Origin of the sequence: Streptomyces sp. NBC_01506 (genome assembly GCF_045040295.1) — a bacterium.
Lineage (GTDB): Bacteria > Actinomycetota > Actinomycetes > Streptomycetales > Streptomycetaceae > Streptomyces.
In genome coordinates this window covers 1,037,571-1,051,089 of the sequence record NZ_CP109422.1, presented here as the reverse complement: position 1 = coordinate 1,051,089, position 13,519 = coordinate 1,037,571, and the positions used below count along the sequence as shown (strand labels likewise).

Annotated in this window: 9 protein-coding genes; 7 read left to right on the top strand and 2 right to left on the bottom strand. The window is 69.5% G+C overall.

What is annotated here, in order from left to right; translation table 11 throughout:
* The first annotated feature begins 65 nt into the window (after positions 1-65).
* Entirely contained in the window at positions 66-269 is a 204-nt protein-coding gene (locus tag OG329_RS04200; protein WP_405792914.1) for a hypothetical protein, read from the top strand.
* Positions 270-356: 87 nt separating this feature from the next.
* Here OG329_RS04200 and gndA read toward each other — a convergent pair whose 3' ends face one another.
* Positions 357-1,796: an NADP-dependent phosphogluconate dehydrogenase gene (gene gndA, locus OG329_RS04195; protein ID WP_405792912.1), complete on the bottom strand. Its 1,440-nt coding sequence runs from the start codon at positions 1,794-1,796 to the stop codon at positions 357-359.
* 328 nt (positions 1,797-2,124) lie between these two features.
* Between gndA and OG329_RS04190 the strand changes: the two genes are divergently transcribed.
* From OG329_RS04190 to OG329_RS04180, 3 genes are all read left to right on the top strand, one after another.
* Positions 2,125-5,922 carry a S8 family serine peptidase gene (locus OG329_RS04190; RefSeq protein WP_405792911.1) on the top strand — a complete coding sequence of 1,266 codons (3,798 nt, stop codon included), beginning with the start codon at positions 2,125-2,127 and terminating at the stop codon, positions 5,920-5,922.
* A gap of 150 nt (positions 5,923-6,072) precedes the next feature.
* Positions 6,073-7,077 carry a helix-turn-helix domain-containing protein gene (locus OG329_RS04185; protein WP_405792909.1) on the top strand — a complete coding sequence of 335 codons (1,005 nt, stop codon included), beginning with the start codon at positions 6,073-6,075 and terminating at the stop codon, positions 7,075-7,077.
* 198 nt (positions 7,078-7,275) lie between these two features.
* Positions 7,276-8,406 carry a twin-arginine translocation signal domain-containing protein gene (locus tag OG329_RS04180; RefSeq protein WP_405792908.1) on the top strand — a complete coding sequence of 377 codons (1,131 nt, stop codon included), beginning with the start codon at positions 7,276-7,278 and terminating at the stop codon, positions 8,404-8,406.
* A gap of 7 nt (positions 8,407-8,413) precedes the next feature.
* Here OG329_RS04180 and OG329_RS04175 read toward each other — a convergent pair whose 3' ends face one another.
* Positions 8,414-8,785: a hypothetical protein gene (locus OG329_RS04175; RefSeq protein WP_405792906.1), complete on the bottom strand. Its 372-nt coding sequence runs from the start codon at positions 8,783-8,785 to the stop codon at positions 8,414-8,416.
* A 501-nt stretch (positions 8,786-9,286) separates the two neighbouring features.
* Between OG329_RS04175 and OG329_RS04170 the strand changes: the two genes are divergently transcribed.
* The 3 genes from OG329_RS04170 (at position 9,287) to OG329_RS04160 (ending at position 13,512) form a co-directional block, all read left to right on the top strand.
* Positions 9,287-10,384 (top strand): DUF1996 domain-containing protein, encoded by a 1,098-nt coding sequence (locus tag OG329_RS04170; protein WP_405792905.1) that lies wholly within the window; start codon positions 9,287-9,289, stop codon positions 10,382-10,384.
* A gap of 162 nt (positions 10,385-10,546) precedes the next feature.
* Positions 10,547-12,265: a discoidin domain-containing protein gene (locus OG329_RS04165; RefSeq protein WP_405792903.1), complete on the top strand. Its 1,719-nt coding sequence runs from the start codon at positions 10,547-10,549 to the stop codon at positions 12,263-12,265.
* 485 nt (positions 12,266-12,750) lie between these two features.
* The gene (locus tag OG329_RS04160; protein WP_405792901.1) at positions 12,751-13,512 is read left to right on the top strand and encodes a DeoR/GlpR family DNA-binding transcription regulator; all 762 of its coding nucleotides are present in this window, start codon (positions 12,751-12,753) and stop codon (positions 13,510-13,512) included.
* The last annotated feature ends 7 nt before the right edge of the window (positions 13,513-13,519 follow it).

The following is a 13,519-nucleotide window of genomic DNA, read 5'->3' as shown; positions in this document are numbered from 1 at the left end:
CGCGCGTGGGCACGCGCGCCGGGAGACATTGGGAACGCACGAGTCCGCACTTCTGGAGGACTGGCATGACCCATCCGTACCCCGACCCCGTACCCTCGCCCACCCCGCCGCCGGGGCCGCCCGGCCCCGAGCCGGGCCCCGGCCCCGGACCGCTGCCCGGCCCGGCGCCGGTTCCCGAGCCGTCGCCGGACCCGATCCCCCATCCGCCGGGCCCCGACCCGGTCCCGGAACCGGAGCCCGCGCCGGGGCCGCTCGGCCGGGTCGGCTGACCGGGTCCGTCCGACGGCCGGTTCGTCCTCGACCGCCGGACGGCCCACGAGCCGAGCGGCCCGGCCGAGGTGGTCGTCGGACCCCGCTCAGCCGGCGACCTCGGAGCGGTCCCCGCCCCACAGCGTGTGGAACGAGCCCTCGCGGTCCACACGCCGATAGGTGTGCGCGCCGAAGAAGTCCCGCTGCCCCTGCGTGAGCGCGGCGGGCAGCCGCGGCGCGCGCAGCGCGTCGTAGTACGAGAGCGCCGCCGCGAAGCCCGGTGTCGGCACTCCCTGCCGTACCGCCGTCGCGATCACCTCGCGCCAGTCGTCCTGCGCCGCGCCGATCTCCTCGGCGAACTGCTTGTCGGCCAGCAGGCTCGGCAGATCGCGCTGCGCGTCGTACGCGCCGCGGATCCGGTCCAGGAACGCCGCCCGGATGATGCAGCCCGCACGCCAGATCGCGGCGACCGACCCGAGGTCGATGTCCCAGCCGTACTCCTCGCTGCCCGCCTGGATCTGGTGGAAGCCCTGGGTGTACGACACGATCTTCGACGCGTACAGCGCCTGCTCGACACGGTCCGCGAAGCGCGCCGCCTCGTCCTCGCTCAGCGTCGTCGCGGTCGGGCCCGGCAGTGTCTGCGAGACGTCCCGCAGCCCGCCGTGCCCGGAGAGCGAGCGTGCGAAGACCGCCTCGGCGATGCCGGAGACCGGCACCCCGAGATCGAGGGCGATCTGCACCGTCCAGCGCCCGGTGCCCTTCTGCTCGGCCTGGTCGACGACGACGTCCACGAAGGGCTTGCCGGTCGCGGCGTCCCGGTGGGCCAGCACCTCGGCCGTGATCTCGATCAGATACGAGTCGAGCCGCCCGGTGTTCCAGGTCCGGAACGTCTCGGCGATCTTCTCGGGGGAGTAGCCGGCGACCGAGCGCAGCAGGTCGTACGCCTCGGCGATCAACTGCATGTCGGCGTACTCGATGCCGTTGTGCACCATCTTCACGAAGTGCCCGGCGCCGTCAGGGCCGATGTGGGCCACCGTCGGAGTGCCGTCCGGTGCCTTCGCGGCGATGCGCTCCAGCAGCGGGCCGAGTGACGCGTACGACTCCGTCGATCCGCCGGGCATGATGCTCGGTCCGTGCAGCGCGCCCTCCTCGCCGCCCGAGATCCCCACACCGACGAAGTGGATGCCGCGCTCGCGCAGTTCCTTCTCGCGGCGGCGGGTGTCGGCGAAGTGCGCGTTGCCGCCGTCGATGATGACGTCGCCCTCTTCGAGCAGTGGCGCGAACTCCTGGATCACGGCGTCGGTCGCGTCGCCGGCCTTCACCATGATGACGAGGCGGCGCGGGCGCTCCAGCGCGGCGACGAACTCCCGCGCCGAGTCGGCGGGCACGAAGGCGCCCTCGTCGCCGAACTCCTCGACCAGGGCGTGCGTCTTCGACGCCGTGCGGTTGTGGAGGGCGACGGTGAAGCCGTTGCGGGCGAAGTTCCGGGCGAGATTGCGGCCCATCACCGCGAGCCCGGTGACGCCGATCTGGGCAGTACCACTCATGCGTGTGCTCCTGGGTCTCCGTCGGATGTGCCTCGTCCGGCGGTAGGGATACGTACCGGCGGACTGGGCTGTTCATCGATCTTCAAGCCGCGCGCATTCTTTCGCATTCCGGGCCGGACGCGTCGTGCCCGTCCGTCTCCTGGGCGGCGGGGCCGTCCGGATGGGCCATCGGTCCTCCGGCCGGGCAGGACGGGGCTGTCGAGGCGCGTGTCGTCGTTGGGACATGTCCCACCTGTGCCACCGGAATTCAGTGACACCCATCCGCCGCCAACGGATTCTGTGCAGCAGATGAATTTCTCGCTTCGCACAACGGAAGGCGTGGGACCAGATGAGACGGATCCGCCTCGTGGCGGCAATATCGGTGGGACTGACCCTGGCCGCCGGCGCCGTGGCGCCCGTGTCGGCGGCTCCCGGTGACGTACAGGACAAGGACAGATCAGCGGCGAGCGGCGCGTCTGCGGCGGCCGGTTCGGGCGGTGCCACTGTGCGCCTGATCACCGGTGACCGGGTCACTCTCGGTACGGACGGTGACGGTGGGCCGGTCGTCTCGGTCGAACCGGGAGCGGGTCGCCGAGGCATCATCTTCCGCACGCTCGAGCAGGACGGCCATCTCACCGTTCTGCCGTCGGACGCGGGGGAGTTGGTCGCCGCCGGCCGGCTGGACCGCAAGCTGTTCGACGTGACCGCGCTCGTCGCCCAGCGGTACGACGAGGCGCACACCAGCGCGCTCCCGCTGATCGTGGGCGGTGCGGGCGGGAAGGCGGCGGGTGCCGCGGTGAAGCGGCTCACGGCCTTCGCCGACGACGGTTCCCCCACCCGGCGGCTGGCGAGCATCGACGCCCAGGCGGTACAGGTCCCCCGCGGCGACCTCGGCGCGTTCTGGAAGCAGTTGGCGCCCACCGGGCAGGCCATGAACAGCGCCGCCGCCGACGCGGTGCCCCAGATCTGGCTGGACGGGCGCGTCAGCCCGTCCCTCGACCGCAGTACGGCCCAGATCGGCGCCCCCGACGTATGGAAGACCGGTCTGCGGGGTGAGCGCGTCAAGGTCGCCGTCCTCGACACCGGTGCCGACCAGACGCATCCCGACCTCGCGGGCCGAGTCGCCGCCGCCCGGGACTTCTCCGGCAGCTCCGGCACGGGCGACGGCTTCGGGCACGGTACGCACGTGGCCGCCACCGTCGGCGGCAGCGGGAAGGCGTCGGACGGCACTCGCCAGGGAGTCGCCCCCGCAGCCGAGTTGATGGTCGGAAAGGTCCTCGGCGACGACGGCTACGGCAGCGAGTCGCAGGTCATCGCCGGGATGGAGTGGGCCGCGGCCGAGGGTGCCGAGGTCGTCAACATGAGCCTGGGCTCGGACTCTCCGAGCGACGGCACCGATCCCATGAGCCTCGCGCTGAACGAGTTGAGCGAGAGCAGCGGCGCGCTGTTCGTCGTGGCCGCGGGCAACAGCGGCCCGGGGACGGGGACCATCGGCTCACCCGCCGCCGCGGATGCCGCGCTGACGGTCGGGGCGGTGGACCGGGACGATTCGCTGGCCGACTTCTCCAGCCGCGGGCCCCGCCCCGGCAACAACGGTGTCAAGCCCGATGTGACGGCCCCCGGCGTCGGGATCGTGGCGGCCCGCGCGGCGGGCACCACCATGGGTGACCCGGTGGACGAGCTTCATACGTCGGCGTCGGGGACGTCGATGGCCACTCCCCATGTCGCGGGAGCGGCGGCCCTGTTGGCCCAGCGGCATCCCGACTGGTCGCCGGCGCAGATCAAGGACGCGCTGATCAGCACCGCCCGTATCATCGCCGGTCAGCGGGTCACCGAACAGGGCGGCGGGCGTATCGACGTCGCCGCCGCGGCGCTCGGCCCGGTGGCAGCCACCGGCACCGTCGCACTCGGTCCCTTCGAGGCGGGAGACGACCGAACCCGCACCAGCACACTGCGCTACACCAACACCTCCGACAAGGAGGTCACGCTCGCACTCACCACGAAGCTGGCCACCAGCGGCGGTCGCGAACCGGCCGAGGGCGCCGTACGTACGGGCTCGGACTCCGTACGCGTCCCGGCGGGCTCGACGGCCGAGGTACCCCTCACCGTGGACCCCGTCCGTGCGGCGCAGGGTGACTACTACGGTCATGTGACCGCGACCCCGTCGGACGGTTCGGCCCCCGTCCACACCACACTGAGCCTGGTCGTCCAGGGCCCCGTCCACAAGCTGACCGTCAACACCTACGACCGCGACGGCAAACGGATCAAGGCGCTGCCGACGATCTGGGGTGCCGACGGATTCGTCGCGTACACCAGCCTCGACCCGGCCGTCGCCGAGGTCGAGGAAGGCACCTACCAACTCGACTACGCCACCTTGGACAAGGCGCGGGACGGCGAGGAGCTGCGCCAAGTCGTCCTGCCCGAGGTGAAGGTCACCAAGGACATGGCCGTCAGCCTCGACGCACGCCGCACCACCCTGGTCGACATCCGCACACCCCGCCCCGCCGAACAGCGCGGCATCATCAGCTACCAGACGTACCGCAGGATCGACGGACGCGGTCTGATCCAGGGCACGATGTACTTCGACGTCGCCAAACGCCTGTACGTCAGCCCCACCCCGGCCGTCACGGACGGCACGTTCGAGTTCGCCTCCCGCTGGCAACTCGCCGCGCCTCTCCTCGAAACGGCCGTGCCGGGCACCGATCTCGACCTCGGCGCGTACTACATGCCCAGCTCGGCCCTGTTCGACGAGAAGGGCGAGCGGCTGACCGCCGTCGACGCGGGCGACGCGAGAGCCCCGGAGTTCGGCAAGGTACGCGGCAAACTCGCCGTCCTCACCGACGAGGACGGCGCGAACGAACGGGAACTGGTCGACAAGGCGGCAGCCGCCGGTGCCCGCGGCGTGATGATCGTCCACTTCGACGACATCGCCTGGACCCGCTGGCGGCCGGTCGGCGAACGGCTGGCGCTGCCCACCGTACGGATCAGTGCCGGCTCGGGCGCCGAGCTGCTGAAGCGGATCAACAAGCGCTCCACCACGGTGCGGTTCACCGGCACCGCGCGCAGCCCGTACCTCTACGACGTGATGCAGGTGTCCTCGCAGCGGATCCCGGATCGCGTGGTTCACACGGTGTCCGAGCGCAACAGCGCGGTCGTACGCAGCACGTACGCCGACAACGGCGGCTCACCGTGGGCGTCCGAACAGCGCTTCGCCCGGCGCCCGTACCAGGACTTCACCTGGAATCAGTACACCCGCGACGTACCGACCGGCTTCGAACGCACCGAGTACGTCAGCTCGGGAGACACCAGTTGGCACCACCTGGTGCACTACGAGACCACCTACGATGCCGACATGCCGCTGAACGTGGGCCTGGGCGACACGCGTCGCACCTACCGGCCGGGCGAGCGAGTGGCCGAGACCTGGCAGGGGGCCGTTTCCCGGCCGTCCATTCCGCGCGGCACGGCGACCCCGTCGGTCCGTGAGGGGAACGTACTGTCGCTGCGGATCCCGGAGTTCACCGACTCGACGGCCGGCCACCGGTCGCGGCTGCTCGCCGGCGGGGGCGGGATCGGCTCGTCGGATACGGCGGCGGCCCGGGAATCGGGTGACACTGCTGCGGCGGTGCTGTACCGCGACGGGAAGAAGACCGACGAGGCCGACGGCGCCTGGACGGACTTCACCGTGCCGTCCGGCGCGGCCGACTACCGACTGGATCTGACAACGTCCCGGACTTCGCCCGAGTGGGCCTACGGGACAGCCACCGACACGTCGTGGTCGTTCCGCTCCGGCGCCGCGGGCAAGACGGCGACGCTGCCGCTGCTCCAACTCGACTACGACGTACCGGTCGACGCGGACAACGCGGTCGGCCGCGGCCGGTCGCACACGATCGGGCTCACCGTCCGCAACCAGGACGCACTGGCCGCGCCGCGCGGTGTCAGCGTCAAGGTCGAGGCCAGTCACGACGACGGAAAGAGCTGGGAACGGGCCACGGTCAAGAACCGCGGCGCGGGCACGTTCTCCGCGAAGATCGGCGGACCGGACCGGCAGCGCGGCGACACGTACGTAACGCTGCGCGTCACGGCGGAGGACTCCTCGGGCAACCGTGTCCGGCAGACCGTCGAACGCGCCTACCTCCAGCGCGGATAGCGGGACAGGAGTTCTCTTCTGAGCACCGGTGGGCGGGCGGCGAGACGCACCCCGCCCACCGGTGTGCGGTACACACGATGCAGTACGGTATGAATTATTCGAAGGTGCGTGGATGTGAGCGCATGGGGGCCAAGGTCTCAGGAGGGCGCCGTGGCGCTGGAGGCCGCCGGGGTATCAGCAGTCGAGGAAGCCGTGTACCGGCTGCTGATAACGACCGGTCTGCTCACCGCCGCCGACGTCGCCGACCGGCTCGGGCTGGACGTCGCGCAAGCCCGTGACGTACTGACCGATCTCGCCGCCAAAGGCATGGCCAGCCACACCGACGGCCTGCCGCACCAGTACCGGCCGACGCCCCCCGACGTGGCGCTCACGCCCCAGCTCAAGCGCAAAGCGGACGCGTTGGACCTCGCACGCATCGAGGTCACCAGTCTCCTGGAGACCTACCGGGACACCACACGCCGTCAGGACCCCGGCCGGCTCATCGAAGTCATCACCGGCGGCGAGGCATTGCGCCAGCACCTGCGGCAGATCCAGGCGAGCGCGCGCGACGAGATGCTCTGGTTCTGCAAGGCCCAGTACGTGGCCATGCCCTCGGGCAGCAACAACGCCGAATTCGAGGCGCTGGGCCGGGGTGTGACCTATCGGGTGCTGTACGAGAAGGCCTTCTTCGACGACGAGGGCGCCGTGGACAACGTCGTGGAAGGCGTGCGCGCCGGGGAGATGGCCAGATCCGTGCCCCACCTGCCGCTGCGCCTGGCCGTGGCCGACCGTGCCATCGCCATCTGCCCGCTGGTTCCCGGCGGACCGCACGGCAGCCCGGACGAACCGACCACCGCGCTGGTCCGGGACAGCAGCCTCCTGGCCGCACTGATCGCCCTGTTCGAACGCTACTGGGAGGACGCCGTCCCGCTGGACGTGGACGACTCCGGAGCGGTCACCGGGACGGACGGCGCCGGAGCGCCCGACCCGCTCTCCTCCATCGACAGACGGCTGCTGTCACTGCTCGTGGCGGGTGTCGCCGACAAGGCGATCGCCACCCAGGTGGGCCTGAGCCGGCGCACCGTGCAGCGCCACATCCAGCACATGATGGACCTCGCCGGAGCGACCACCCGGATGCAACTCGCCTGGCAGGCGGCCCGCCGCGGCTGGCTGTGACCGGCCGGCCGGCCGACGGGCCGACCGGCCGACGAGCTGTGAACTGTCCTTCGGTGCCGGGCTGTTGAGCGGCAGCCACCGTGCCCGGACGCGGCCACGTGTCCGTTTACACCGGACGTCGTTTGTGAAGGTATGACCTCACTGCGCCGGTCGTGACCGATGCGGCACCGCCCCGCGCACAGTGTGGAAGGACAGAGAATGGTCACACGCAGAGGATTCATCGACGGAGTGTCGGTGGCCGGTGCCGCGACGGTATTCGGTATCACCCCGCCGGCCTCCGCCACCACGCGGGCGGCGGGCGCGGCCGTCACGGATGCCGAGCTGACGGCCCGTGACGCGATCCGCGCGACCAACGTCGGTATGCGCGCGAGCTATGCCGCTCTCAAGTCCGAACTGATCAGTCGGCTGAGTCCGGTGATCGTCGTCCAGAACGACGCCACGGGCGGCAAGTTCACTCTCATCCACGGTGGGAGCCCACAGGAATCCGCCACCCCGGTGCCCGAGCTGTTCGAGCTGGCGAAGTCGGTCAGCCACGTACCTCAGGGGATCTTCTCGATCATCGCCGCGTATCTGAGCGACAAGGTGCCCAACCTCCCCAACGCCCACCGCATCGACCCCCACGACCTGGACATGGTCGCGTTCGAGGGGCCAGGGACGGCCGGCTGGATCAGCCCGCTGAAGGAGTACGCCGCCACGCTCACCACCGCGCGCCGGCGGCTCGGGGAGGCCGATCTGCCGCGGGAGCTGGAAATCTCCTGCGGGAAGATCCTCGACGAATCACTCACGTTCATCCGAGGTTCCGTGCGAAGCGGAACATTCGACATGGCGTCGTTCGAGGAGTTCTCGGGCAGGACGTATCCAGGTATCCGCACGAACATGAAGTACGCGGCCGCGGCGCAGATCTCCGGTGTGGAAGGTCTTATGCGCAAGTGGCGGTCCACGATCGGTGAGGAGGCGTGGCAGGACCTGTACACGGTCGTGCTGTCGATCTGGACGACGTCCGAGCTGAACCAGGCTTCGATCATCATCAGGCGATGTATGAATCCGGCGAAGGTCGCCACCCACCTGATCGACCTGCCGACCATCGAAGTCCCCCGCGACCCGATCTTCCTCGCACTGGACAATCTCGCCCGGATCGTTCAGGACCGTGTCTCGGCCGAACTGGTCTTCCCCACCGATCCGGTGGTCGCGGACGCCTTCAAGGGCAAGGAGGACCTGCTCTCCGTCGAAATCCTGCACCAGCTCGGGGAGACGGCCGGGGCACCCGCGGCCTCCTTCTCCTCCTCCTCGGCGTCGTCGGCCTGTCCGGTTCGGCCCGGACGGGCGTGACCGGAGGTCAGTCGGCGTATCCGAAGATCAGACACAGAACGGCGAACGGAACGACGGACGCGCCCAGCAGCGTCAGCGCCGCCGGGGCCGCCGCCGTCAGCCGCTCCCTGCCCTTGCGCCGGGCCGAGCGGAACACGAGACGGGCCAGGACCAGCGGCAGCACCAGGAGGGCGAGGAAGATCGCTGGGGCCGAGAATCGGCTGAACCCGGTGGTACCGCTGTCCGTGACCAGGTGCCAGGCGGTGGCGCCGAAGACGACCGCCGGGCCGAGGAGCAGGCCGAACGAGAGGACCGTTGCCAGAGCGACGGTCAGTCCCTCGGTCAGTCGCTCGGTACGCGTACGTTCCCGGCGCACTTCCGTCATCGCTTCGTACCCCATGCCTACCCCCCCCAAGTGCGGCAGTGCGGTGTCTCCCGGTCAAGCCGCTCAGCCGGTGCTCGGCGGGACTACGGCGCCAAGACTCGCAGGTGTTACGGACGCGATGATCTCATGGGCTCACCGTTCCGTGGGCGCCTGCTGAGCCCCGGCTCGGAGTGGGCCGCCGGTGGTCGACCCGCCCGGCAGCGCACAGTCAACCTGTCGGCGTGAGCCACAAACCCCCACAACAGCCTTGCCGGGAGAGGAAACCCCTTCCGGCAGGTAGGGGAGAGGATTCACCAACTATTGACACTCTCTCAGCGGCGGCGTAACACTGGCCTGGCTTTGGAGAGCGCTCTCCCGCAGTGATCCCGGTGTTTTTGACGTTCAGACGTTCCTGATGTTCCTGACGTCCCCGGGCCCGGTTCCGGGAGCCGCTGTCCGCGGTGCACCGTCCAGTACCACTCTCTCCCCCCACCGCATACGGCGCGTATGCGGACGAAGAGCGGCATGGAGGTCCGCATGGCTGAAAGACTTCGCAGATCCACCCTGGTGTCCGCGTTGCTCGTGTTCACCGCCCTGGCCCTGGTGGCCATGGGGCTGACCGCGATCACGGACACCGCCACCGCCGATCCCAAGACCGACCGCTCCACCACGGCCGCGTCCCACGCGGGACACAAGATGCCGCCGGCCGTCCCCGTCCCGTCGGGCGACGATCCCGACGGCGACGGCTACATACCGGCGAACCCGCCGGTCACCGGCGTCGAACCGTCCGCCGAGATCCCGCCGCACCGCTACTTCCACGAGTTCCAGGCGAACTGCGACGTCACCCACACCAGGCCGGACGACCCGATCGTCTACCCGGGTCAGTCGGGCGCGTCGCACGACCACACCTTCATGGGCAACAGGACCACCGACGCCAACAGCACCACGGCCTCGCTGGACGCCGGCACCACCGCGTGCAAGGCGCCGGGCGACCGGTCCGCGTACTGGATGCCGACCCTGCTCAACGACAACCAGCCGGTACGGCCCATCGGTCCGCAGACCATCTACTACAAGGCGGGAGTCACCGACTACCGGACCGTCCGGCCGTTCCCGAAGGGGCTGCGGTTCGTCGTCGGCAGTCCGACCCAGACGGCCGAGCAGTTCCGTAACCACCCGGGCTGGGTGGAGGGCTGGGAGTGCGGTGAGTCGTACAACAACACCGAATTCCCGGCCAGTTGCCCGACCACCCCTGATGTCCAGCTCAACCTCCGCTTCCAGGCGCCCAGTTGCTGGGACGGAAAGTATCTGGACACCCCCGACCACAAGGCCCACATGGCCTATCCGCTCGTCCAGGGCGCCAACCAGGACGTCTGCCCGCCGTCGCACCCGGTGGCGCTGCCGATGGTCGAGTTCAAGATGGCCTGGCCGGTGAACGGGGACATGTCCAAGGTGAGACTCGCGAGTGGGACAGGGCACTCGTTCCACTACGACTTCTTCAACGCCTGGGACGACGCCACGCTACGCGCCATGGTCGACCACTGCGTTGTCGGTGGTCTCCAGTGCGACGCGCGCGGCTACGACCAGAACAACCCTCAGGCCGGTGCGGCCCTGAACGAGGACTACGAACTGCCGTAACCGGGACCGCTCTCCCGCCGGGATGCACCGCGCCCTGATGGGAGAGCGCTCTCCCACTCTTCCCCCGCCCCCCGCCCGCACTCTCCCCTCAGGTGACTCATGAGCGATTCACGACTCCTCCCACGGTTCCTTCCACGATTCGCGCCCGGCCGACTGCGCGCCATGGCAGCGGTCGCCGCCACCACTCTTCTCGCCGCCTTCGCCGTGACCCTCCCGGCCGCCCAGCCCGCGCACGCCGCCGGCAGCGTCGTCAAGGTCACCGGATCGCAGGGCGCCTGGCAGTTGACCGTCGACGGAGCGCCGTACCAGGTCAAGGGACTGACCTGGGGTCCGTCCGTCGCCGATGCCAGCAGGTACATGCCCGACGTGGCCTCCATGGGTGTCAACACCATCCGCACCTGGGGCACCGACGGCACCACCAAACCCCTCCTCGACTCCGCCGCCGCCAACGGCGTCAAGGTCATCGCCGGATTCTGGCTCCAGCCCGGCGGCGGGCCCGGCAGCGGTGGCTGTGTCAACTACCTCACCGACACGCAGTACAAGAACGACATGCTCGCCGAGTTCCCGAGATGGGTGGAGACCTACAAGGACCACGCGGGTGTCCTGATGTGGAACGTCGGGAACGAGTCCGTACTGGGTCTCCAGAACTGCTACAGCGGCGACGCGCTCGAGCAGCAGCGCAACGCGTACACCACCTTCGTCAACGAGATCGCCAAGAAGATCCACTCCGTCGACCCGAACCACCCGGTGACCTCGACCGACGCGTGGACCGGCGCCTGGCCCTACTACCAGCGCAACTCGCCCGACCTCGACCTGTACGCGGTCAATTCCTACGCCGACGTGTGCAACATCGAGGAGACCTGGAACGCGGGCGGCTACACCAAGCCCTACATCGTCACCGAGGGCGGCCCCGCCGGCGAGTGGGAGGTGGACGACGACGTCAACGGTGTGGCGTCGGAGCCCACCGACGTGGCGAAGGCCCAGGGCTACAAGGACGCCTGGAACTGCGTCACCGGCCACCAGGGCGTCGCGCTCGGGGCGACACTCTTCCACTACGGCACCGAGTACGACTTCGGCGGCGTCTGGTTCAACCTGCTCCCGGCGGGCCAGAAACGGCTGTCGTACTACGCGGTGAAGGAGGCGTACGGCAGGAGCACCGCCGGCGACAACAAGCCGCCGGTGATCTCGAACATGGCCGTCGACGGCGCCACGTCCGTACCGGCCGGACGCCCGTTCAAGGTCACCTCGGACGTCACCGACCCGAACGGTGACGCGCTGAGCTACGAAGTGCTGGTCAACAGCAAGTACATAGACAACAGCGGGCAGTTGACCCCGGCGCGGTTCACCGCCGAGGGCAACGGGGACTTCACCGTGACCGCGCCGGACAAGCTCGGCGTGTGGAAGGTGTACATCAAGGCGTCCGACGGCAAGGGCAACGTGGGGATCGAGACCAAGTCCTTCAAGGTCGTGCCGCCGCCCGTCGACGGCACCAACGTGGCCAAGGGGAAGCCCGCGACGGCGTCGTCCTTCCAGCCCGACAGCGTCGGCTGCCCCTGCCCGGCGGCCAACGCCGTCGACGGCGACTTCGGCAGCCGGTGGGCCAGCGACTGGTCCGACCCGCAGTGGATCCGGGTGGATCTGGGCGCGCGGACCGCGTTCAAGCATGTGCAACTCGCCTGGGAGGCCGCGTACGGCAAGAGCTACACCATCCAGACATCCGACAACGGACAGGACTGGAGCACGGTGAGGACCGTCACCGGCGGAGACGGAGGCATCGACGACATCGCGGTCACCGGTGAGGCCCGCTATGTCCGGGTGAACGCGACCGAGCGCGGCACCGCGTGGGGGTACTCGCTCTACGAGTTCGGCGTCTATAGCTGATTCACCGAACTCACCGAACTCATCGAACTCGTCGAATTCATCGCATTCATCGAATTCGCCAAATTGGTCTGAGTCGTCCTGCTTCATCCTCGATCGCCGGACGGGCCGCACGCGCGGCCCGTCCGGCGATTCCCGTGTGGGTCGTACGCGCGTCGTACGTGGGTCATACACATTTCTGTGCCCGTTTCGCTGACCGTTTTGAGGGGCCGGACGGGACGCAGCTCACGTTTGGAAGGCCGATCCGTGGAAGCCCCTCCACCGCCTCGGGCGCCGTTCGGGCAGGGATCAGCGTCAATCGGGCGCGGAAACGGGCGCCGAAGGGGGTTACCCCCCGTATCACCAGCGCTTACGCTGATGAGTAAACGGGCATGAACGGGCACACTCAAAGCCGCGAATAACCTGGTCGAGCCGGGTCTCTTGCTTGTACAAACGACCCATGAGCCCGAACGGGTGCTGAGCCGCAGCAGAGCAGGGAAGTGTGTGTCGTGGACACGGACGAACGCCGACGAGAAATTCTTGAGATCGCCCGACGTGACGGGTCAGTGGAAGTCACCGCGCTGGCCACCAAGTTGAGCGTCGCCAAGGAGACCGTCCGGCGTGACCTGCACGCCCTGGAGGAGCACGGTCTGGTACGGCGCACCCACGGCGGCGCGTACCCCGTCGAGAGCGCCGGCTACGAGACGACTCTCGCGGTGCGGACCACCCGCCTCGTACCGCAGAAGTCACGGATCGCGGCAGCCGCCGCCGATCTCATCGGTGACGCCGAGACCGTCTTCGTCGACGAGGGGTTCACCCCCCAACTCGTCGCCGAGGCCCTGCCCAGGGACCGGCCGCTGACCGTCGTCACCGCGTCCCTGGCGGTCGCCACCGGACTGGCCGAGTCCGACAAGATCGTCGTCCTGCTGCTCGGCGGCCGGGTGCGCGGCGGCACCCTGGCCACCGTCGACCACTGGGCGACCCGGATGCTCTCCGACTTCGTCATCGACCTGGCCTACGTCGGCGCGAACGGCATCTCGCGCGAGTACGGGCTGACCACCCCCGACCCGGCCGTCAGTGAGGTGAAGGCCCAGGCCATGCGCAGCGCGCGCCGTAAGGTGTTCGCCGGAATCCACACCAAGTTCGGCGCCGTCAGCTTCTGCCGGTTCGCCGATGTCAGCGACTTCGAGACGATCGTCACCGATGTCGGACTCCCGTCGGCGGAGGCGCAGCGCTACTCGCTGCTCGGCCCCCAGGTCATACGCGTCTGACCCGCCG